We start from the raw sequence: 20,425 nt of genomic DNA on the forward strand, positions 1-20,425 counted from the left end.
CCGCACTCATGTGAACAATGAGTGCGGTCTTTATTTGTGCGACCACCTAAGAGCCAGGATCTACAGCCCCGCGCTTTGCGAACCCGCCCTTCGCGCTCACAGGGAGCGGGGTACCCGCTCATGAGAACGGACCCCGTGAGCGTGAAGGGCGCGCTGGAGCTGAGGCCGGGTTTGGCGCCGGGGCCGAGGCTGGAGCCGGGGTTCGGGGCAGCAGGCTAGCCGAGTTGGGGTTAGCTGCCTGCCCTCGTGGACTTCACTAAGCCTGGCATTGAGAGGTGACGCTCTTGTCGTATTTGGAGTACTGCTTTAGGGCGTTATAGAAGGCATCGGAGTAGCCGCTGGCGCCTTCGGGAAGCGGGTGCACGCCATCGGAGTAGAGCATGTCCGGGTTATTTTTGGCATAGCCACACCAGTCCGCGATATAGGCGTTGTCGTACTCCTTGGCGGCGTCAATGACGTCCTTCTGGGACTGCGCCATCCACTCGCGGTCGCCATAGGGAACCACCATGACCACGGTGTGATCCTCGCCGATGATATCCATGGCCTGGCTGATTTGGTTCGGCTGGGCGGCGCCGTTGGTACCAAAGCCCAAGAAGACGGTATCGCGCAGCGTGCCGGCGTTCTTCATCTGTTGGAGGATTTGGATACCTGACGCGTAGTGGCGGGATTCTTCGGCATCGATATAAATGCCGGGGAAGCGTTGGCTTAAGGCATCGCTGGCCGCCAGCATTACCGAGTCACCGATTGCGGTGATATTCGTGCCCTGTGGCATCGGACGGGTCTTAGTATCGTCCTCTTTCTTTGCGTCGTCTTCCTTGTCTTCGGCAGGCGGCGTGGAGGGTGCGGCCGCCTCTGGCGGGACAGGATTATTATTCTGGTTTTGCTGCTGGAGCTGGTCGAGCTGCTGCTCCAATTCCGTCTTATCGTTGGAGTTGACCACGCCGTAGACAACGCCAACCAAAGAAGCGACAACCAACAACGGGACCACTGGCCACATGGCCTTGCCAAAGCCGTCCTTGAGCTCGCTGAAGCTTGGGCGCGCAGCCCAGTAGTTCTTCCATGTCTTCTTGTACCCGCCGCGGCGGAATGGGTTCTCGATGAACTGATAAGAAATCTCCGAAAGGATCAGGGAGATGGGGACGGCGACAAGGCCCAGAATCCACGTATTCTCAGAATTCTGATTGCCGTGGAACAGTGCCTCCAAAATCATGATGACCGGCCAGTGCCACAGGTACAGCGAGAAGGAACGCTGACCGAACCACCGCATGACCTTCGTCCTAAACAGTGGCGTCATCGGGCCGTACTCGTGGATGACACCCCACACCATGAGGGCACCAAGGATGCTGGTGATAAAGAGTCCGCCGCGGTAGGTAAATTCGGCATCGTCAGGCATGAGAAATAGCTGCGCGACATAGCCGATAAGCGCCAAGAAGCCGATGATGCCGGCGGCGCGGGTTTCTACCTTGCCGGAAGTTGCCCAGGAATCCGCGTGGGGATCGGACTTCGTAGAGGTCATCAACAAGGAGAGGACCGCGCCGGTCAACAAGCCGAATGCGTGGGTATCCGTTCCGTAGTAGACGCGGGTGGGATCTTCGCCTGGAGTGAAGATGAACCACATGGCCGCAAAGGAGGCCAAGCCCAGCACGCTGGCGACCACGACCGGAAGGCGGCGCGGCTGGCGCGACGAGGCGCGGAAGATAACCAGGATGAGCAGCGGCCAGATGAGGTAGAACTGCTCTTCAACCGCGAGCGACCAGTAGTGCGCAAAGACCTGTACTTCGTTATCGGCAAAATAGGATTGCGAAGTAGCAATCTGCGTCCAGTTATTGACAAAGAAGAGGGTGCCGAAGAATTGCTGGCGCAGGCCAACGGCCAAATCGCCGCCAATCCACGCGACGATCGCGGTACAGAAAACGAGTACGGCGACGGCGGCGGGCAAGATGCGCCTAAAGCGGCGCACCCAAAAGTCCTTCAGGCTAATCGTTCCGGACGTGCGGTACTCGCGCACGAGGAGCGAGGTAATAAGGAAGCCGGAGAGGACGAAGAACATGTCCACGCCCAGGTAACCGCCGGGTAGGGCATCGCCGAAGAAGTGGTACAAAACCACGGCAATAACGGCTAGGCCGCGCAGCCCGTCAAGGCCCTTGACCTGGCGCAGCCGCGCGTGCCGCTTCTTGCGCACGTTCTTATCCTCTGGTGGGACTGCGAGTACTTCGGAGTCGTTCTGCTGGTTCTGCAAGGGATATTTCGATTTATTGGCGTCTTGTGTGTCGTGTGGAGAAGACTGCTGGCCAGCCTGAACGGCCGCGGTCTGGTGCTCCTGTGCGGTCTGTTCGGCAGGAATGCGCTGTGGTTGAGAAGCCCCCATAGCGGCGGCCTTGTCCACAGCGGGAATCCCTGATTTTTGCTCTTGCGCAGAGGCAGACTTTTGCGCAGGCTTGCGCTGCTCTGCTTGCTGACGCCCGGATCCGGATGCTTGCTGCTCCGGTTGGTGCTGTGCAGGCTTACGCTGTTCTGGCGGGCGCTGTTCCTGCTGACGCTGCTCTTGCTGGCGCTGCTCCTGCTCGCGCTGAACAGGTTGTTGCTGCCCAGATGTGTGCTGCTCCGGCTTGCGCGGCTCTGTCTTACGCTGCTCGGCTTTGCTTTGCTCAGTTTTGCGCTGTTCAGGCTTGCGCTGCTCTGGCCTTTGGGCAGGCCACGACTGCTGGGCGGGAAATTCCGTGGTTCCCTGCGCGGAGTTCTTCGCATCGTCGGAAGGCTTCGAGGAGCCGGTGCCGGTGGATCGATTGGCGTCGGAAGGCCGAGGAGTGCCAGCGGAGTTATTGGAGCGGGAAGAATTCTTGGAACCGGCGGATGTGGAAGTTCGAGAGGTACCAGAGGTCCCGGACGCGCGGGAAGTACCGGCGGGGCTTGCGGGAAATTCCTTCGTTTCGGCGGCTGGTTGCTGCAGTTTCTGTGAATTCTTGGGCGTGGCCGGTTTTACCTCCTGGTGTGGCTTTGCTCCGGTTTTCTTCTGGGCAGAATTATTCTGCTTGTCTTGGGCAGAGCCTTTGGCCGCAGCGGATTTGGGGGTCTGTGCACCCTGGTTTCGAGAAGGCTTCTTGTCTTGAGGCGTGGGGTTACCTACCTGGCGAGATTGACGAGCGAACCCACGGGTGGGATCCGTGGGCTGTGCGTGCGAGGATTTAGTGCCATCCTGTGCATTCGAGGTGGGCGGCTGGTGTTCCGTGCGCGCCTCGTGATTATTGCGGGCATGTGGATCCGGCCCGGTAGGGATACCGGAATTAGGCGTGGAAGCCCCAGTGGAGGAATCACCTGTAGGCCCATCTGATTGCCGCGTCGTGGGCGGCGTGGCCTCATTACGCTCGGAATCTTTCTTCCCCAGCAGCGAGCGCAGAAAACGATTCACGTGAACTCCCATTGCACTACGAAAATGTACTAGTCGGCCAATTTTAGACCGCGAGAAGCGCCATTACCCAAAGTAGAGAGCACGGCGTGGCGCGGGAAATTGGCAATGTTTTGGCGGATAGATGGTGAAAAAAGAAAGTCTAATCCTGTTGGCTGTCAAAAAGCTGATTCAGCACTGTCAGCACCCCATACTCGGTATTGGGCGGGGCGATGGTATCGGCAATCGCCTTGAGCTTAGGATGCGCATTGTCCATGGCAATGGCGGTTCCGGCGGCTTGGAGGAGTTCGAAATCGTTGAGGAAGTCTCCAAAAGCCGCGGTGCGGGATTGGGGGATATCCAGCAGCGACGCCATGGTTTCTAGCGCCACGCCCTTATTTACCCCGGCCGCCATGACATCGAGCCACACTGCCCCAGATACCGCGATATTGTGCTCAGGCACGGCCTCGCGCAGCGGATCGTGGAGGTGCCTTTCGCTGCCATCGGCGCAGAAGGCGGCGATTTTGATGATCTCCTCATCGAGCAGATCATGGAGATCATCTACCCAGCTGATGGATTTATAGTACTTGGAGATCTCGGTGGAGGCTTGGCTGTCGATGCCCCTTTCCACAAACGCCGTAGCTGGCGTACACAGCACCACGGTGTGGGGTTGGGACACCGCGTCGAGCGCCGCTACCGCAGCGCGGACGGCCGATGACGGCAGGGGAGTGGTGCTCAGCAGCTCGTTATTGTGCACGACCACGGAGCCATTTTCTGCAATAAAGGTCTCCTCATGAGGAAACATCTGTTGCAGGGTGGCGAGCTGGCGCCCAGATGCCGGAACGAGGGTGACGCCAAGCTCGGTTGCGCGCTGGCTGGTCGCCGCGAATCCTGGCGGCAAGTCGCCGTTTCCATCGAGCAGGGTGCCGTCCATGTCTAGGGCGATAAGCTGTGGAAGCAAAATTAAGACCTATCTGTGAAGTCGCAAACGGTAGCTAGGTACATGAGTTGTGTGTCACAATAGAGGATATGACTAATGATGCACCTATCGTGTCCTCAATCCGCAACCATACCGGAGTCATTGAGCTCAACCGCCCAAAGGCTCTCAACTCTCTCAGCCCAGAAATGATCGATCTCATCGCCGCTGCCTTGGATAAGTGGCGGGGTGATGACGAGGTAGAGCAGGTCCTTTTGACCTCTACAAATCCCAAGGCCTATTGCGCGGGTGGCGATGTCCGCATGGCTCGCGATGGCATCGTCGACGGCAAGTACGACGAGGTCGATGACTTCTTCGCCTCGGAGTACACCCTCAACGGGGATATTGCGGAATACCCCAAGCCGGTCATCGCGCTTGTGGATGGAATCGCTATGGGTGGCGGGCTTGGCGTATCCGCGCACGGCTCGCACTGTGTGGTCACGGACAAGACCTTCGCCTCCATGCCGGAGATGAATATCGGCTACGTCACGGATGTGGGCATGGCCTATGCCTCCCAAAACGCGGTGGGCACGCGCGGTAAGGCCTCGCCAGAGCTCGCAAAGTTCTGGGGTATTACCGGCTACCGCATGTACGCCGCAGACCTCGTGTGGAGCGGGCTGGCCACTGACTACGTAAAAGACGGCGATGCGTTTGCCAGCGACGTCATTGATAAGGGCATTGATGCCGCGCTGGAACAGCACTCCGTGCAGCCAGAAGATGAGGCCCCGCTTGCAGAGCTCATCGAGGGGATCGAGGCCAGCTTCCGCCACGATTCCTGGCAGGACATCACCGCGGCCGCTAAGGAATACCCGGAGCTGAAGGAGCTGGTGGATAAGCTCACCGCGCAGGCCTGCCCGACCTCCATCGTGGCCGCGCTGGAGCTCTACCGGGCAGAGGCGCAGTGCTCGAGCATTCGCGATGCCCTCGAGCTGGAAAAGAAACTGGGCGCTTATATGTATCGCCGCGATGACTTTTCCGATGGCGTGCGCGCGGTATTGGTAGATAAATCCAATGACGCGGCCTTTAACCCCGCAAGCGTCGCGGAGGTGGATGTAGACGCCATCCGCGGCGTATTAGCTAAAGGTTAATCCCGCGAAAGGAGGCGTAGGCCGATCGAGCCTGCGCCTCATTGAACTCTCGGGGTGGGGTAGCCGCCAGCGTTGCTTCCGTGGTCGCGGACGTGGGCTGGGGCAAATGCAGCGCTTCGGAATCGAGGAGGACGAGGCCAACGCGGCCATCGGCAAGCGTGGTGCCCACCAAAGTCCACATGCCCAGGATGGGCAGGGCAAGCTGGGGTACCTGCCGGGTACGCGCGTAGTCCAAGGGTAGCGCGGGCCGGATTAGCGCCGGTACTTGGTGATCGATGCCGAAGCGGTACAGGTTCGCGGCAGCCTGCGCGGCTGCGGTGTCCTTGACCGCGGGATCGGCCCACGCCCACAGGAATCGTTCCTCCGAAATGGTGGCGATGAGTACCGCCGTGGCCTCGGCCTTGCCGCCAAAGTAGCGAATCTCCGCCGTGGCCTCGTCCGCGTTGAGGTGCACCGTGGCCTCCGGGAAATTGCCCTGGAAATACAGCTGGTGCTCCATGCCGTAATAGAAAGCATCCTCGATAATGCGGGTATCCTTCATACCCGGCTCGATTGCCGTGATCTGCGGCGCACCCAGTGCTCTAGAAAAATGCAGCGTCGTTCCATCGGAATAATGCTCGGCAGACTCCGCAGGGGAGCCCGCGCCAGTCTCTGCGAGCGTAATGCCCAAGTGGTGGGCGAGTTCGTGCACCGCGCGCTGCTCATCAATGTCCGGCGCGCTGCGGCGAATGCCTGCTGCAATGCTGGTGGGAAAGTCGAGGCGCGGATGGAAATCCACGGCGATGATCGCCTCATGATCGCCTTGCCGTGCCCGCAGCACCGGGGCATTGCCGGCCAGGAGGCGGGCGAGGGGGATAAACTTCGCCGGATCATCCCCGCCCTGCGGCAGGTCAGCCTCCGCCTGCATCGCCCACCGCCAGGCCGGCGAGCCGGCGCGATCGATGACGGCGATGCGCGTGCCCCGGAAGTCTTTGACGCTGGAGGACGAGCTGCAGCGGATTTCCACGGGCTGATTGCGGGTGAGGTGGCCCTCGGCATCCGTTGAGGGGGTGAGGAAATTAAATTCCACATCGGTGGTATCGCCCAAGCGGGCCCGGAAGGCGGCGTCAAGGCCCGCCTGAATAAAGCAGGCATCGCGGGTGGCCTGGGCAAGCGAATTTGAAGTATCCATAATTACCTACGAGGATACTGAAACCTCAGGCAAGGCCGCGCAGGGTGGCAAAGGCGTGGTGCACCAGCTCGTCGCGTTCCTGCTTGCTAGGGGGATTGCCGCCTTCGCAGCGCCTTTTCAGCTCTTGCTGGCAGGCATTGCCGGTGCTGCCGCACGCGTTCAAGATGACGGTGAGCTCGAAGGTCGAATATTCGGGGTAGCGCTCTTGAAAAGCAGCGATGATCCTGTGGGTGACGCTATCGAATTTCTTCTTTTCCTCGGCGGTGTGGCTGAGGTTTTCCATCGCCTCACCAATTTTGAACAGGCTGTGCAGCGAGCGCAGCTCCATGTATTCGTTGTCGAGGGCATCAATGAGCGTTAATTCCAAGACCGAAGAGATGGGCTCGCCGGGAAATGCGGTGGGAATATCTTCTGCGAATGCCTCGAGGACATCCGCGGTGTAGTGCAAGAGGGAATCTGCCACCGAGGAAAAATAATTGTGGAACGTGCGCGGGGAGACCCCGACGGCGCTGGTGATACCTGAGACCGTGACCGCCTCAGCGCCGCTGTCCAAGGCGAGGCGGGCCGCGGCATCGGACATGGCCTGGCGCGTTGCTCGCTTCTTGGATTCGCGCAAACTAGTCACGATGAACCTTTCCTACCTTGTCGTGTTGAAAGCCTAGGAGCGCCTCGCGCTCCTTGTGCAGGGCTTCGCCCTCGATATCCATATTAGGCACGATCTTATTCAACCACTTGGGAAACCACCACGCCTTGTCTCCTAGGAGGAACATGGTGGCGGGGATGACCATCATGCGGATAACGAAGGCATCGATAAGCACGCCCATAGCCAGGGCAAAGCCCATGGTCTTGATGAATGGCTCGTCCATCAAGATGAAGGCTGCGAAGACCGAAATCATGATGAGCGCTGCGGCCGTGACCACGCGCGCGCCGTGCTTAAAGCCATTTGAGGTCGCGTTGGCGGCGGTCTTACCGCTGACGTAGCCCTCGCGCATGCGGGTGACCAAGAAGACCTGGTAGTCCATGGCCAGGCCAAAGGTCAGGCCGATGAGCATGATGGGCAGGAAGGACAGCAGCGGCTGCGGGTCGTTGACGAGGCCGAACATGCCCTCTTGCCAGATTCCAACGGTGATTCCGAAGGTGGCGGCCACGGACAGCCCGTAGCCCGCGGCGGCAATGAGCGGAACCCAGATGGAGCGGAAGACCAGCATCAACACGATGAAGGCAAGGCCTAAGACGATGGCCACATAGGGAACAAGAACGCTATTGAGGCGCTCAGAAATATCGTCGAAGATCGGGGTGATGCCGGTAATGCCGTAGGAGCCGCCGTCCTTAGAAAACTCGCCCTGGTACTCGCGCAGGCGCTCCAAGGTCTCGGTGGTTTCCTCATCGGTTGCACCTGTCGTCGGCGTAATCATGATCTGGGCGGCATCACCGTTATCCGTGGTTTGGACGATTTGGGCGTTGTCCACGCCTTCGGTGTCGTTGAACTTGTGGAGCAGATCTTGGAAGGCCGGCATGCGGTCTTGCTCGGAGACGTCTTCCACATTGACAAAGGCGATCATCGGGGCATTGCGGCCTGGACCAAAGGCCTCCTCGGACATCTCGTAGGCCTCGCGCTGCGGGGTGCCGGGTTTGGCGGAGCCATCGGTGGGCATGGCTAGGCGCATATTCGCAAAGGGGATGGCCAGGATGGCAAGGACGATGACGCCCACGCCCAGGTGCAGCCACGGGTGGGCGCGCACGCGGCGGACCCAGCGCAGGCCCATGGTTGGCTTCTCGTCCTCGGGGTCTGGGACCTTGGGGCCGGGTACTCGCCCGGCGAAGATCTTGGTGCCGAGCAGGCCCAGCACCGCGGGGATAAAGGTATTGGCCACAAGCACGGCGATGACCACGGTGCCCGCGGCGGCGATAGCCATGGTGGACAGGAACGGAATGCCGATAATGGTCAGGGCCGCCAGCGCGATGACCACGGTGGTACCGGCAAAGACGACGGAGCCGCCGGCGGTGCCCAGCGCCATGCCCATGGCGTGGGCGCGGGTGCCCTTATCCATCTTCTTCAGTTCCTTAGCCAGTTCCTTTGGCGTCAGGTTATTTAAGCCCGAGGAGGTAATGAGCTCATTGCGGAAGCGGTTGACAATGAACAGGGCGTAGTCGATGCCCACGGCCAGGCCGATCATGGAGGCCAGCGTCGGGGTCATATCGGAGACGGTATCGGTAAAGATGGTGGCCAGCTGCACGCCGAGGATACCAATGCCCACGCCGATGACGGCGGAAATTAGCGGCATGCCGGCAGCTACGAAAGAGCCGAAGGTCACCAGCAGCACGATGGCGGCAACCACCATGCCGATGAGCTCGGCGCTGCCATTCATGCCGGCCTCGGCCATCGAAAAGGCATTGCCCTGGTACTTGACGGATAGGCCGTCGCTGTCATGCTCGTGCAGGACATCCGTGACCGCAGCCATATCGTCATCATTGATGTCCATGACATCAGCGGCATCGAAGGCGATGGTGACGGTGCCGGTGGTCTTATCCTCGCTCAGCGGGGACAGCTGCTGCAGGTTCTTCGCAATCTGCTCTTCGGGCATGCCCTGGGCCCGCATCTGCTCGCCCATCTGCTTTTCCATGCCTGCGGCGGCGAGGACCGGGCTGACCAACTCATCCTGGTTCTTCAGGGCACCGGTGTCCTTGAGGTCTTGAAGCAGCTTGTCGATGTCCCCGGCAACGGCATCATCGCCCAGCTCCTTGCCCGCAGGGGCCTGGATGACCACGGTGCCCTCCGGGGCGCTCATGGCATCGGTATCTTGATCGAAGTGCTCCATCATCTCTTCTTGAGTGGTGGTGGAGTCCATCTCCGGCATGGCGAAGTTGGGGTTCGGGGACTTGGCAAAGCCGGCGGTGAGGCCAACCATCGCCACCAAGACGATGAGCCAGAAGGCGAGGAAGGGCCATACCGTGCGGTAGGACCAGCTTCCCAGCCGGTAGAGGAATTTGGACATGGGCGAGCTCCTTTATGAGTGAGAGAGGTGGGCGCTGCTTCTAAAATCGTGCATAGTCTATGCAATCCTGCGTATGTGGTGCAAAATAAGGTGCAGGTGGGTATAGTAACTCTTTAGTGTGACCTATAACCCAGGCGCGGCCAGAGAGCACAGGGCGGCGGGAAGGATAGGTAGACTATCGCGCATGATTCACGCGGTAAGTTTCGCCCTCTTGGATTCGGTCAATGCCTTGCTCATTGGCATCCTTGTAGCCATCGGCATCATGCTCCCGCGCGGGAAGTACCGCTGGATCGCAGGCCTGGTCATCCTGGGCGACTGGCTGGGCGTTCTCGCCGCTGCGGCCGTGGTGATGTTCGTCCTTTTGGGCGTGCGCGAACAGATCGCGGCCATCTTGGAGTCACCGATTGCCGGAGGCATCCTCATTATCGTCGGCATCGCACTGGCCTTTGGCGCCTGGCACTCCCAAGGCAAACCCAATGCCTTGATCGGGCGCATGCTGCAGCCGCTGCGCACGCCTTCCATCACCACCGTGCTGATCGGCTTCGTGATGGGCGTGGTCCAATCGCTGACCTCCGTGCCGTTTTATTTCGGCCTCATGTTCTTGGCCACCCAGGATCTATCGCTCGCCGCCCAATACGGCGGCCTCTTGTGGTACGCCACCCTGGCGCTGTCCCTGCCGGTGGTGTGCGGGCTTTTCATCGCCGTGGTGCGCGCCCACCCAGACTCAGCTGCGGGTCGAGTCTTTGCGGCGGCGCGCGAAAACAGCACGCGGGTCACGCTCATCGGCGGCTATATCGTCGCCGCCTTCCTCATCATTATGGGTGTTGTGAACCTATAGGGATGCGCTAGTCAAAGTAGACATCATCAAGCGCGAGCTCAGAGCCAGATTGCTGCTTAGCTATGTCCACGTAGCGCGCGGCGTGCGGGATAAACGCCGCGGATTGCTCGGCGGAAAGCTCGCGGCGCACGGTGGCTGGGACGCCGGCGGCCAAGGAACGCGCTGGGATTTCCGCGCCCTCGCGCACCAGCGCGCCGGCGGCGATGAGCGAACCGGAACCGATGGTGGAGCGAGATAGCAGGGTAGCGGACATGCCCACTAGGCTGCCAGCGCCCACATGGGTGCCGTGGAGCATGGCCATGTGTCCTACCGTGACATCGTCTTCAAGGATGCACGGGGCCTCTCGCTCCACGTGGATGACGCTATTGTCCTGAATATTGCACCGACTTCCAATGCGGATGGGGCCGACATCACCGCGCAGCACGCAGCCATAAAAGATGGAAGAATCTGGGCCGATTTCCACGTCACCAATGATGGTGGCATTTGGCGCGATCCAAGCGCTGCGGTGGATGCGCGGGCGTTTTCCTTGGAAGGGGTAGATAGGCATTATTCCACCACCACCGCGAGGCTGGGGGATAGCTCGTGCTCGCTGGAGGTGGGGGCATCGGCAAGCGGAGCACCCGCAAGCTCTGCCTGGGAAAGCGCGCTCGCCAGCGAGGGCGCGATGGGGATAATCCAGCCGTGCTTGGGGTCTTTGACCGGCAACACATCCTTCTTCACGGCGGGGAAATGCGCCGTGGTGGTGGGGGAGATGAGGGTCGCGGACTCGCGCGAGGCGGCGATCTCAGCAAGGGCCCGCGCGCCCTGCCGGCCGGTGATAATGATGATGAGCTGGCCGGCGGTCCTAATATCCAGCCGGTCCACCTGCACGGTCGTCGCCGCGGAATCGGGCCGCGCCAACTGCGGCGCCCCATTCCCGGTGAGCTTGGCAAGAGCATCCAATAATCCCATAGCGTTCAAGTCTAGCCGCGCAGCCAGGTAGCGGGTTGACCGCCGTAACATCGCCGCGCGTACTATAGGAGACCATGATTGATGCCAGCAACACCGCCCTAGTGATCGAAGGCGGCGGAATGCGCAATTCCTATACCGCCGCCTGCATAGTCAAACTCATCCAAGAAAACGTCACCTTTGGATGGGTGGGCGGGGTATCTGCTGGCGCCTCCCACACGGTCAATTACCTCTCGCACGATGCCAAGCGCGCGGAGGAATCCTTCACGGATTTTGTCAATAACCCCAGCTTCGGTGGCGTGGGATCGCTGGTGCGCGGCAATGGCTATTTCAATGCGGAATATATTTATGAGCGCTCCGCGGATAAAGATATGCCTTTTGACTGGGACGCCTACCGCAAGCACCCAGCGGATATGGTCCTCGCCGCCGCGCGGGCCGATACCGGCGAATCCGTCTATTGGACCCGCGAGGACGTGAAGGAACCAGAGGATTTGTACGTGCGGGTGCGCGCCTCGTCCACGCTGCCGCTGCTTATGCCCATCCGCATCATCGATGGCTCGCCCTATGTGGACGGTGCCCTGGGCTCATCCGGCGGCATTACCATCGAGCAGGCAGAGGAGGCCGGCTACGAGAAATTCCTTTTCATCGGCTCCAAGCCGCGCGGGTATGTCCGCCCTGAGGTGGCGCGCCCGGCGATCACCCGCCGCATCTTCCGCAAGTACCCCGCTATTGCCGATGCCCTCATTGGCCGCCCGCCCATCTATAACGCGGCCAAGGACCGGCTCCTCGAGCTAGAGCGCCAGGGCAAGGCGCAGCTGTTTTTCCCAGAAGATATGCAGGTGGCCTCCACCGAGCGCAACGTGGATAAGCTGCGGGCGAATTACCAGGCTGGCAAGGCGCAAACCCATGCTGAGTGGCCAAAGTGGAAAGAATTCCTGCTGGACTAGCTCACCTCTGCACGGCGGTGTGAGATCGCCCTCCTGGTTCTTGGCGGCATCAGGAGGGATAATCGCGTGCGCTGCACTAATGGCGGTATTCGGTGCACGGTGCCAAGCATTTTCAGCTAGCTAAATCGCGCCAAGCTCCTAAGATTGCACAGCGTGTTAGCGATTTTTGATGGCAATATTTGGCTGAGCATTTTCTTCATGATCGTGCTCGGCACGCTATTTGGCATGATTCCCTTTGGCCCGCTGCGCTTCGGCGCGGCGGGTACCCTTTTTGTCGGCTTAGCCTTCGGATCCTTTATTGATCTAGATGACAATATCCTCAGTTCCTTGCAGGAGCTGGGCTTGGGACTCTTTATCTATATGCAAGGCCTGTCTGCCGGCGAGGCCTTCTTCAAGGGCTTTTCCACCCAGCTAAAACACATGCTGCTCGCCACTGTGGCGGTAATAGCCGCGGCGGCCGCGGCGCTGGGCATCGGCAGCCTCATGGGGTTATCGCCGCTGGCGGTGACCGGCGTATTCTCCGGTGCAACGACGTCCACGGCGTCGCTTGCCGTGGCCCAGCAGCAATCCGGCGAGGAGCTGCCCGCCGTGGGATACTCCTTGGCCTATCCGGTCGGCGTGGCCGTGGCCATCCTCCTTGTGGCATTCATCCTGCGGCATAGCTGGCCAGCGCAGAAGGACCAAGACCACTCGGCGGAAAAGATTTTCCGCTCGCGAACGATTAAGGTCACCCGCGATATTTCCTATGCTGAGCTGCGCGAGAAATTCGCGGATCATTTCATCATCGCTACCATCCGCCGCGGCCGCGATGTCGACGTGCCGGGCGATAACCCAGAGTTGCACCGCGGCGATGTCCTGCGCGTGCTGGTGACCAAGGCTAAAGCTAAGGAGCTTACCGATGCCTTGGGAAAGCGTCAGCCCCAAACCCCGTTTGTGGATAAGCGTCTGGTCAATGAGACCGTGGCCATCTCCAACGAGGATATCGAGGGACGCAAGGTCAAGGAGCTCAACCTCCTTTCGCGCTACGGCGCGCGGATTGTGCGGGTGCGCCGCGGCGATGAGGAATTCCTTGCCACCAATGAAACCCACTTGGAATCTGGTGATGACCTAGAAATCGTGGTCAAGCATGACCGCCTGGGTGATGTTCGCGATTACTTCGGCGATTCCGTAACCGCATACTCGCAGCTTAACTGGGTAGCACTCGGCGGTGGGCTGACCATCGGCTACCTGATTTCCCTCATCGTGGTTCCGCTGCCCGGTGGCGCGTCCTTCGAGCTCGGGTTCGCGCTGGGCCCACTGATCACCGGACTGGTCCTCGGTGCCTTGCACCGCACCAGCCGCATTCCGTGGCAGATTCCCTCCCCGATCAATACGGCATTCCAGCAGTGGGGCCTTGCCATCTTCTTGGCTTCGGTGGGCCTGTCCTCCGGAGAGGCCTTTGTCTCCACCGCCTTTTCCTGGATGGGCCTGAAATCCATGGTGCTGGCCGCGATCATCGCCGTTATCATCATCGGGATTTTCGCGGCGGCCAGTCGGTTTATGGGGCAATCCGAAACCCGCACCTCAGGCGGCATTTCCGGGCTTTTTGGCCAGCCCGCGGTGGTCAATTACGCCACGGGCGCCAGCTCGGATTCGCGCATCCTTACCGGCTATACCTCCACCATTGTGGTGGCGCAGTTCATGAAGATCGTGGTCATCCCGGTCATGCTGCTCTGACGGGGGGCAGCCGCTCGATTAATCCGCGACCAAGGTCTCCATGGTGAGCTCTGGGTGTTCCTTTTCAATGAAGGCGAGCTTCCACTTATCGCCAAAGAGGGCAATGAGCTCGCCATCTTGGCGAGTGAAGATCTCTACGCCGCGCTGGCGGCCGAGTTCCGGTGCAGATTCGGCATCGGTGCGACGCGCCACGGAGTAGGGGATGGGCTCGGTGACGGTTTCGACGTTGTACTCGAATTCCATGCGGGCCTGCATGACCTCGAACTGCATGGGGCCGACCGCAGCCATGACCGGGGAGGCATCGCCGCGCGCATCGTTGCGCAGGATCTGCACCACGCCCTCGGCCGAGAGCTGCTCCAAGCCCTTGCGGAAGGCCTTATACTTGCCCAGCGACTTCGCCCGCAGGATGCGGAAGGCCTCCGGGGCGAATTGGGGCATGGGCTTGAACTGGACCTTTTTGCCGGAGTAGATGGTGTCGCCCGGTGCCAGCGCGCCCGCGTTGACGAGGCCCACGATATCGCCCGGGTACGCGGTATCCACGGTATCGCGGGTGCGGCCAAAGACCGTCAGTGCATACTTGGTGGAAAAGCTGCGCCCGGATTGGGCGTGGTTGACCTGCATGCCGCGCTCGAATTCGCCGGAAACCACGCGCATAAACGCCAGGTTATCGCGGTGCTTTTGGTCCATGCCCGCCTGCACCTTGAAAACGACGCCGGAAAAGTCATCGGCTACCTCGCGCACCTCATCGATGGCGCTGGTGGCCGCCTCCACGGCCTTGGGATCGGATTCGCGGGAGTGCGGGGCTGGGGCGATGGCGCACAAGGTATCCAGGATCTGGTGGACGCCGAAGTTCAGCATGGCCGAGGCGAAGATGAGCGGGGAGGTCACGCACTGCTCAAAGAGCTCTTGATCGTGCAGGGCGCCATCGGCGGCAAGGAGCTCGGCTTCCTCTACCGCGGTCTCCCACACATCCTCTTCCTTTTCTTCTGCGGCCGCGGGATCGTAGTGCTCTTCCGGTGCGATGGTGGAACCGCCGGCGGTGCGGATGAAGTGGATGTAATTATCGGCCTCGCCGTCATCATTGATGTGGGCTAGGCCGCGGAAATCGCCCGCGATGCCCACCGGCCAGTAGAGAGGGGTGGGCTGCAGCTGGATTTCGTTCACAATCTCATCGACGAGCTCGAGTGGCTCGCGGCCCACGCGGTCCCACTTGTTGATCACCGTGACGATGGGCAGGCCGCGCGCCTTACAGACGCGGAAGAGCTTGAGGGTCTGCGGCTCGAGGCCCTTGGCGGCATCGATAAGCATCACTGCGGCATCCACGGCGGTAAGCACGCGGTAGGTATCCTCCGAAAAGTCCGCGTGACCTGGGGTATCGACCAGGTTGATCATATAAGGCTCGCCCTCGTGTCCCTCCGGGGCGTATTCAAACTGCAGCGCAGACGAAGCCACGGAGATACCGCGGTTTTTCTCCATATCCATCCAGTCAGACACGGTGGACTTGCGGTTGCCCTTGCCGTGGACCGCGCCGGCCTCATTAATCACGTGCGCATGCAGCGCCAGCGCCTCCGTCAGCGTGGACTTACCGGCATCCGGGTGGGCGATAACGGCGAACGTGCGGCGGCGCGAGGCCTCAAAAGCGACAGAACTCATGCGCCATAGTCTAATGCTTGAGCGCTACCACTCCACATTGAGGCGGCGGCCCAGATCCTCAAAGACGCGGTGGGCCACGGAGGTATTCTTCGCAATCGGGCGCTGCACGCCCAGCGTGCGCCTATTATTGTAATACTCCCCGGACTGGAAATGGATGCCTTCGGTACCGGTAAGGAAGTAGGCCAAGTTCTCGCCGCCGGCCTCTGCGGTGCCAAAGGCCTTGCCGATGACCCCGGAGTACAACTTGCCCGTAAGCCCCGTGGAGGACTTGCCAAATTCGGTGGCTAAAACGCCCGGGTGAAAGGACACCGCGTTGATGCCGTGGGCATCGATAAAGCGGGCGAGCAAGATATCTGCCAGCTTGGCATTGCCGTAGGCGCGCTCTGGGCTGAAATGCTCCAGCGTATTGGGATCTGCCGGATCGAAATTCGACATCACCATATTGGCCAACGACGCCGTGTTGACCACGGTGGCGTTACTCTCGCGCAGCTTGTCTTGTAGCAGGGACGTCAACAGGAACGGCGCGACCACGTTGACCTGCCACGTGCGCTCGAATCCATCGGCGGTCATGGTGGGGCCATCGAAGATGCCGCCGGCATTATTGCCTAGGGCATCGATGCGCTCTAGCTTTTGCAGGTCATCGGCCAGCTGGCGGACCTGGGCCAGCGATTCGAAATCGGCGAGGAAATACTTACCTCCCACCTCCTGAGCAACGGCCTTAGTCTTGTCCGGATTGCGGCCGATGATGACGAGGTTATCCTGCGGGCGGGTGCGGTGAATCTGCCGGGCTGCTGCGGCACCAATGCCTGACGATGCCCCGGTGATCACGATTGTCCTAGCTGCGGAGTACGGCGAAGTCATGGGCCCGATTCTAGCCACGGCCGTGACATCCGTCCGCGATATCCTTCCGTGATATTTATCCGCGGCATCCCGCCGTGCAGTTCCGCTTGGGTCTGGACAGGTCTATACTTCCGGCTTGTGAAGCGCCTGCTTTTTCTGCGGCAGTGGGGGCCAGCGCGGCTAACTGCCACCGGGTTTCTACTGCTCATCCTGATAGGAACGGTATTGTTATTGCTGCCGTTCGCCGAGGCCGGAGATTCCCGCGCCTCGTTTTTATCCGCCCTTTTCACCGCGACCTCCGCGGTCTCATTGACCGGGCTGGTTGTGGTCGATACCGGTAGCTTTTGGAGCCCAGCGGGGCAAGTGGTCATCTTGGCCCTTATACAACTGGGCGGTTTGGGCATTATGTCGCTGGCCTCGTTATCCGGCCTGCTCTTGACCGGCCGGATTAGTTTTAAGGCCCGCAAGACCGGCGCCTATGAAAACCGGCCCATCCTCGCCGGTGGCATTCGCCGCACCCTGATTTTCACCTTCGCCTTTACCGCGGTGGTAGAAAGCATTATCGCCACGGCGGTCACCGCGCGGCTTATGGTGGGCTACGGGCATTCCTTCCCACGGGCGTTATGGGAGGGCATCTTCCACGCCATTTCGGCCTTTAATAACGCTGGGTTTAGCACCAATAGCGATAACCTCGTGCCCTTTGTCGGCGATGCCTGGATCCTTTTGCCGCTGGCCGGAGCGGTCATCGGTGGTGGGCTGGGTTTTCCGGTCTGGGCGGAATTGGTACGCCACGTGCGGCGCGGTTCGGAGGCGACGCGTCGCATCTCAATTACCGCGCGGATGACGCTGGCGGCCACCGGCGTGCTCATTGCGGCAGGCACGATATTTTTTGCCTTGACGGAGTGGAATGGCGTGCTGGCGCCGATGTCGTGGGGCGAGAAAATCCTCAACGCGTTCTTTGCCAGCGTCTCCCCGCGCACGGCCGGATTTAATACCTTCGACTACGGTGAGGTTCACCCGGTAACGCTCATGGGCACCGATACCTTGATGTTCATCGGCGGCGGCTCGGCCGGTACCGCCGGCGGCATCAAGGTCACCACCGCATGCGTGCTGCTCGCGGCCATGGCAGCGGAGTTCTTGGGCAAGGAAAAGACCTCCATCTACCACCGCAGCCTTCCCCACAGTGTTACCCGGCAGGCGCTAGCATTGAGCTTTGCCGGCGTGCTGGTGGTGACCCTCGGCGTGGCGGCGCTGCGCTTTTTCGACCCGCAATTTAGCGGCGATCAGGTTTCCTTCGAGGTCATGTCCGCCTTTGCCACCGTGGGCCTATCCACCGGGATTACCGCCAGTTTGTCCGCGCCCTCACAAATCGTGCTGTGCTTCATCATGTACCTGGGCCGCGTTGGCCCAACCACCCTGGTAGCAGCGTTGGCGGCCAAGAACCTCGGCCGCCGCTACAGCTACCCCGAAGAAAGGCCCTTCATTGGCTAGCATTTTTAAGGCGTTGGGCCACTCCCGCGCCACCCTCGATATCGCCCCGGTCGTCGTCATTGGCTTGGGGCGGTTTGGTTGCTCCCTGGCAAGCGAACTCATGGGCCATGGGGTAGAGGTCCTCGGCATCGATTCCGATGAAAAGATCGTGCGCGAACGAGCACCGCACTTAACCGAGGCCATTTCCGCGGATACCACCGATCCGGCGGCGCTGCGCCAACTGGGCATCGACGAGGTGGAGCGAGTTATCGTGGGCATCGGCTCGCACCTGGAGGCGTCCATCCTCACCGTCTCCAATTTGGTGGAGCTGGGGGTCAAGGATATTTGGGCCAAGGCCAATTCGGAGGCCCACGAGCGCATCCTGCGCCAGATTGGCGCCCACCACGTCATCCGCCCGGAGCGCGATACCGGCCGCCGCGTGGCCTACCTCTTGGGCGGGCGCTTCCGCGATTTTGCTGAGATCGCTCCGTACTACGGCGTGACGCAGATGGCCGCGCCCTCCTCGGTCACGGGCCGCCCGCTCGATTTGGGCGAGGTTTGGCGCACCCACCACGTGCAATTGGTCTCAGTCTGCCAGGCGGAGGGTGCTTGGGCCCCGCTTGCCGATGCCACCCAGCTCGCCCCCACCGACTTCATCGTCGCCGCCGGCAGCCCGCAGGCGCTGGAGAAATTTTCCCAGTCCTAGCGCGAATGAATGCGGTTTTGTGCCTGCGCGAGCCCTTGCGTGGCGATGAGCCGGGCGGCTTCGGCAGCAGTTGCAATGGCGTTATCGAAGCCGGAGCCGGCATCGACTGGCGCGAGCACATAGTCAGGAATCGACGAGCCCTTAGGCGGGCGCGCGATGCCAATGCGCACCCGCAGGTAGTCCCGGGTGCCTAGGTTGTGTGTTAGGGATTTCAGCCCGTTGTGCCCATTTTCATTGCCGCCCTGCTTCAGGCGAATCTTATTGGCCGGCAGATCCAACTCATCGTGGATGACGATGATGTGGTCTGCTGCAATGCCCAAAGCCTGCGCCAGCGGGGCAATCGGATCGCCGGAGAGATTCATAAACGTCCTCGTGCGCACTGCCAAGGCGCGGGTATCGCCCCAGTTAAGTGGGGCTACCTCGAGGTCCATCCCGCGCACCGGTTCGAGCACGTCGCCGTCTTGGGCTAGCACATCGTCGATGGCCATATAGCCCACGTTATGGCGCGTGGCGGCGTACTTCGCGCCGGGATTTCCCAGGCCAATGATGAGCCAGTCTGCCTCCAACTCGGCCGGATCCAGCCCCTGCTGCACTGGCGAGGGACCGCAGAAAATCCGGGCAATAAAATCTGTCAAAGCTGCCACGAATGCGCCTTTCTAGCTTGGTACAGTAGTTTCCTATGAGCCAGGTTATTCAATCTTTGCGACGAACCGTAATACCAGCGCCCATGGCGGGCGGGCCTACCACCGTGGATCTGGTGCGCGCCGCGCATCAGGCCGGTTCCTTTGGCACCCTGGGACTCGGGTCTGCCAGCGTGGACTCTGCCCGCAGCCAGATTGATGCCTGCGCCGGCATCCCCTTTGGGGTGAACCTGTTTTGCCCGCAGGATCCGTTAACACCCGAGCAGTTGGCCGCCGCCGCGGAATTGGCTGCGGCCGAAGGTGCCACGCTGCCGGATCCCGATTATTCCTTCGGCTTCCATGACAAGCTCGAGCTGGCGCTCCAGGGCGGCGCGCGCGTCGTGTGGTCTATGTTCGGCACCTTTGACTCTGAGCAGCTTGCCCGCATCCACGCCGCTGGTGCCGAAGCTTGGACCACCGTCACCACGCCCGACGAGGCCCGCGCCGCCGCCACGCTGGGAGTGGACGCGCTGTGCGTACAAGGGCCCGCTGCCGGTGGGCACCGCGGCACGTGGGACCGTACCGCGCTTCCCGATGATCGACCCCTGGCAGAGCTCATTGCCGCCGTCCACGAAGCCGTCCACGCGGTCGCACCAAACATCCCGCTGATTGCCGCAGGTGGGCTGCGCACGGCAAGCGACGTAACCCAGGTTTTAAGCCTGCCCGGCGTGGCCGCCGCATCGTGCGGCTCTGCCTTTTTGCTGACTAAAGAAGCCGGAACCAGTGACTACAACCGCAAGCTTCTCCAACGCGGCGGGGCCACCGTATCCACCCGCGCTTTTTCGGGGCGGCATGCACGCGGTTTAGAGACCGACTACACCCGCGCCCACCCCGATTTACCCCCGATATATCCCATGCTTAATTCCGTGCTCAAGGAACGCCGAGCGCAGCACGATGACGCCGTAGCCTACTGCCTCGTAGGTGAACCGGCGGCCAAAATCCGCGGGGGTAGTGTCGCAGACATTCTGGACTCCCTATGCCAAAACAAACACTGATACACGCTAAAATTTG

The 20,425-nt window shown here is 61.0% G+C and carries 17 protein-coding genes; 7 read left to right on the forward strand and 10 right to left on the reverse strand.

Annotated features, from left to right (window positions below):
* Window positions 1-256: 256 nt before the first annotated feature.
* Window positions 257-3,409 (reverse strand): acyltransferase family protein, encoded by a 3,153-nt coding sequence (locus HMPREF1267_RS04540; protein ID WP_023028558.1) that lies wholly within the window; start codon window positions 3,407-3,409, stop codon window positions 257-259.
* Between the two features lie 139 nt (window positions 3,410-3,548).
* Window positions 3,549-4,346: a Cof-type HAD-IIB family hydrolase gene (locus HMPREF1267_RS04545; protein ID WP_023028559.1), complete on the reverse strand. Its 798-nt coding sequence runs from the start codon at window positions 4,344-4,346 to the stop codon at window positions 3,549-3,551.
* 68 nt (window positions 4,347-4,414) lie between these two features.
* On the opposite strand from HMPREF1267_RS04545, the gene HMPREF1267_RS04550 reads away from it, so the two are divergent.
* Window positions 4,415-5,449, forward strand: a complete 1,035-nt coding sequence (locus HMPREF1267_RS04550; RefSeq protein ID WP_023028560.1) for a 3-hydroxyisobutyryl-CoA hydrolase — start codon at window positions 4,415-4,417, stop codon at window positions 5,447-5,449.
* Here the strand turns inward: HMPREF1267_RS04550 and HMPREF1267_RS04555 are convergent.
* Genes HMPREF1267_RS04555 through HMPREF1267_RS04565 form a run of 3 tightly spaced genes read right to left on the reverse strand, consistent with a single transcriptional unit; the run spans window position 5,439 to window position 9,616 of the window.
* On the reverse strand, window positions 5,439-6,620 hold the full coding sequence (locus tag HMPREF1267_RS04555; protein WP_023028561.1) for a DUF6882 domain-containing protein: 1,182 nt from the start codon (window positions 6,618-6,620) through the stop codon (window positions 5,439-5,441). The two genes, HMPREF1267_RS04550 and HMPREF1267_RS04555, sit on opposite strands and share 11 nt — an antisense overlap.
* A gap of 25 nt (window positions 6,621-6,645) precedes the next feature.
* Window positions 6,646-7,245 (reverse strand): TetR/AcrR family transcriptional regulator, encoded by a 600-nt coding sequence (locus HMPREF1267_RS04560; protein WP_023028562.1) that lies wholly within the window; start codon window positions 7,243-7,245, stop codon window positions 6,646-6,648.
* Window positions 7,238-9,616 carry an MMPL family transporter gene (locus HMPREF1267_RS04565; protein WP_023028563.1) on the reverse strand — a complete coding sequence of 793 codons (2,379 nt, stop codon included), beginning with the start codon at window positions 9,614-9,616 and terminating at the stop codon, window positions 7,238-7,240. The genes HMPREF1267_RS04560 and HMPREF1267_RS04565 overlap by 8 nt, the downstream gene beginning before the upstream one ends.
* A gap of 184 nt (window positions 9,617-9,800) precedes the next feature.
* On the opposite strand from HMPREF1267_RS04565, the gene HMPREF1267_RS04570 reads away from it, so the two are divergent.
* Window positions 9,801-10,454 (forward strand): hypothetical protein, encoded by a 654-nt coding sequence (locus tag HMPREF1267_RS04570; RefSeq protein ID WP_023028564.1) that lies wholly within the window; start codon window positions 9,801-9,803, stop codon window positions 10,452-10,454.
* 7 nt (window positions 10,455-10,461) lie between these two features.
* On the opposite strand, the gene HMPREF1267_RS04575 is transcribed toward HMPREF1267_RS04570, so the two are convergent.
* Both HMPREF1267_RS04575 and HMPREF1267_RS04580 read right to left on the reverse strand, forming a co-directional pair.
* Complete coding sequence (locus tag HMPREF1267_RS04575; RefSeq protein WP_023028565.1) at window positions 10,462-11,001, reverse strand: gamma carbonic anhydrase family protein; 540 nt, start codon at window positions 10,999-11,001, stop codon at window positions 10,462-10,464.
* Entirely contained in the window at window positions 11,001-11,405 is a 405-nt protein-coding gene (locus tag HMPREF1267_RS04580; protein ID WP_034666881.1) for a hypothetical protein, read from the reverse strand. Before HMPREF1267_RS04580 ends, HMPREF1267_RS04575 begins: the two co-directional genes overlap by 1 nt.
* Before the next feature lie 74 nt (window positions 11,406-11,479).
* On the opposite strand from HMPREF1267_RS04580, the gene HMPREF1267_RS04585 reads away from it, so the two are divergent.
* Entirely contained in the window at window positions 11,480-12,349 is an 870-nt protein-coding gene (locus HMPREF1267_RS04585) for a patatin family protein (protein WP_005282031.1), read from the forward strand.
* Window positions 12,350-12,502: 153 nt separating this feature from the next.
* Window positions 12,503-14,065 (forward strand): TrkA C-terminal domain-containing protein, encoded by a 1,563-nt coding sequence (locus HMPREF1267_RS04590; RefSeq protein ID WP_023028567.1) that lies wholly within the window; start codon window positions 12,503-12,505, stop codon window positions 14,063-14,065.
* Between the two features lie 18 nt (window positions 14,066-14,083).
* On the opposite strand, the gene HMPREF1267_RS04595 is transcribed toward HMPREF1267_RS04590, so the two are convergent.
* Together HMPREF1267_RS04595 and HMPREF1267_RS04600 are read right to left on the reverse strand one after the other, a co-directional pair.
* The gene (locus tag HMPREF1267_RS04595) at window positions 14,084-15,718 is read right to left on the reverse strand and encodes a peptide chain release factor 3 (RefSeq protein ID WP_005279971.1); all 1,635 of its coding nucleotides are present in this window, start codon (window positions 15,716-15,718) and stop codon (window positions 14,084-14,086) included.
* Between the two features lie 24 nt (window positions 15,719-15,742).
* A complete protein-coding gene (locus HMPREF1267_RS04600; protein ID WP_034666883.1) occupies window positions 15,743-16,579 on the reverse strand; it encodes an SDR family NAD(P)-dependent oxidoreductase in 837 nt (278 codons plus the stop codon).
* A 117-nt stretch (window positions 16,580-16,696) separates the two neighbouring features.
* On the opposite strand from HMPREF1267_RS04600, the gene HMPREF1267_RS04605 reads away from it, so the two are divergent.
* Both HMPREF1267_RS04605 and HMPREF1267_RS04610 read left to right on the forward strand, forming a co-directional pair.
* On the forward strand, window positions 16,697-18,049 hold the full coding sequence (locus HMPREF1267_RS04605; protein WP_034666885.1) for a TrkH family potassium uptake protein: 1,353 nt from the start codon (window positions 16,697-16,699) through the stop codon (window positions 18,047-18,049).
* The gene (locus tag HMPREF1267_RS04610) at window positions 18,042-18,734 is read left to right on the forward strand and encodes a TrkA family potassium uptake protein (protein ID WP_005279976.1); all 693 of its coding nucleotides are present in this window, start codon (window positions 18,042-18,044) and stop codon (window positions 18,732-18,734) included. The genes HMPREF1267_RS04605 and HMPREF1267_RS04610 overlap by 8 nt, the downstream gene beginning before the upstream one ends.
* On the opposite strand, the gene pth is transcribed toward HMPREF1267_RS04610, so the two are convergent.
* Window positions 18,731-19,378 (reverse strand): aminoacyl-tRNA hydrolase, encoded by a 648-nt coding sequence (pth, locus tag HMPREF1267_RS04615; protein ID WP_023028570.1) that lies wholly within the window; start codon window positions 19,376-19,378, stop codon window positions 18,731-18,733. The two genes, HMPREF1267_RS04610 and pth, sit on opposite strands and share 4 nt — an antisense overlap.
* 35 nt (window positions 19,379-19,413) lie before the next feature.
* Here pth and HMPREF1267_RS04620 point away from each other — a divergent pair, with 35 nt between their 5' ends.
* Window positions 19,414-20,409, forward strand: coding sequence for a nitronate monooxygenase (locus HMPREF1267_RS04620; protein WP_034666888.1), 996 nt, complete (start codon window positions 19,414-19,416; stop codon window positions 20,407-20,409).
* Window positions 20,410-20,425 lie beyond the last annotated feature (16 nt).

This window comes from Corynebacterium sp. KPL1824 (assembly GCF_000478095.1).
Lineage (GTDB): Bacteria > Actinomycetota > Actinomycetes > Mycobacteriales > Mycobacteriaceae > Corynebacterium > Corynebacterium accolens.

Coding starts and splice junctions, on each gene's coding strand:
- HMPREF1267_RS04575 (WP_023028565.1), bottom strand. CDS start 11,001: ATGCCTATCTACCCCTTCCAAGGAAAACGCCCGCGCATCCACCGCAGC.
- HMPREF1267_RS04565 (WP_023028563.1), bottom strand. CDS start 9,616: ATGTCCAAATTCCTCTACCGGCTGGGAAGCTGGTCCTACCGCACGGTA.
- HMPREF1267_RS04580 (WP_034666881.1), bottom strand. CDS start 11,405: ATGGGATTATTGGATGCTCTTGCCAAGCTCACCGGGAATGGGGCGCCG.
- HMPREF1267_RS04585 (WP_005282031.1), top strand. CDS start 11,480: ATGATTGATGCCAGCAACACCGCCCTAGTGATCGAAGGCGGCGGAATG.
- HMPREF1267_RS04600 (WP_034666883.1), bottom strand. CDS start 16,579: ATGACTTCGCCGTACTCCGCAGCTAGGACAATCGTGATCACCGGGGCA.
- HMPREF1267_RS04595 (WP_005279971.1), bottom strand. CDS start 15,718: ATGAGTTCTGTCGCTTTTGAGGCCTCGCGCCGCCGCACGTTCGCCGTT.
- HMPREF1267_RS04555 (WP_023028561.1), bottom strand. CDS start 6,620: ATGGATACTTCAAATTCGCTTGCCCAGGCCACCCGCGATGCCTGCTTT.
- HMPREF1267_RS04570 (WP_023028564.1), top strand. CDS start 9,801: ATGATTCACGCGGTAAGTTTCGCCCTCTTGGATTCGGTCAATGCCTTG.
- HMPREF1267_RS04550 (WP_023028560.1), top strand. CDS start 4,415: ATGACTAATGATGCACCTATCGTGTCCTCAATCCGCAACCATACCGGA.
- HMPREF1267_RS04620 (WP_034666888.1), top strand. CDS start 19,414: ATGAGCCAGGTTATTCAATCTTTGCGACGAACCGTAATACCAGCGCCC.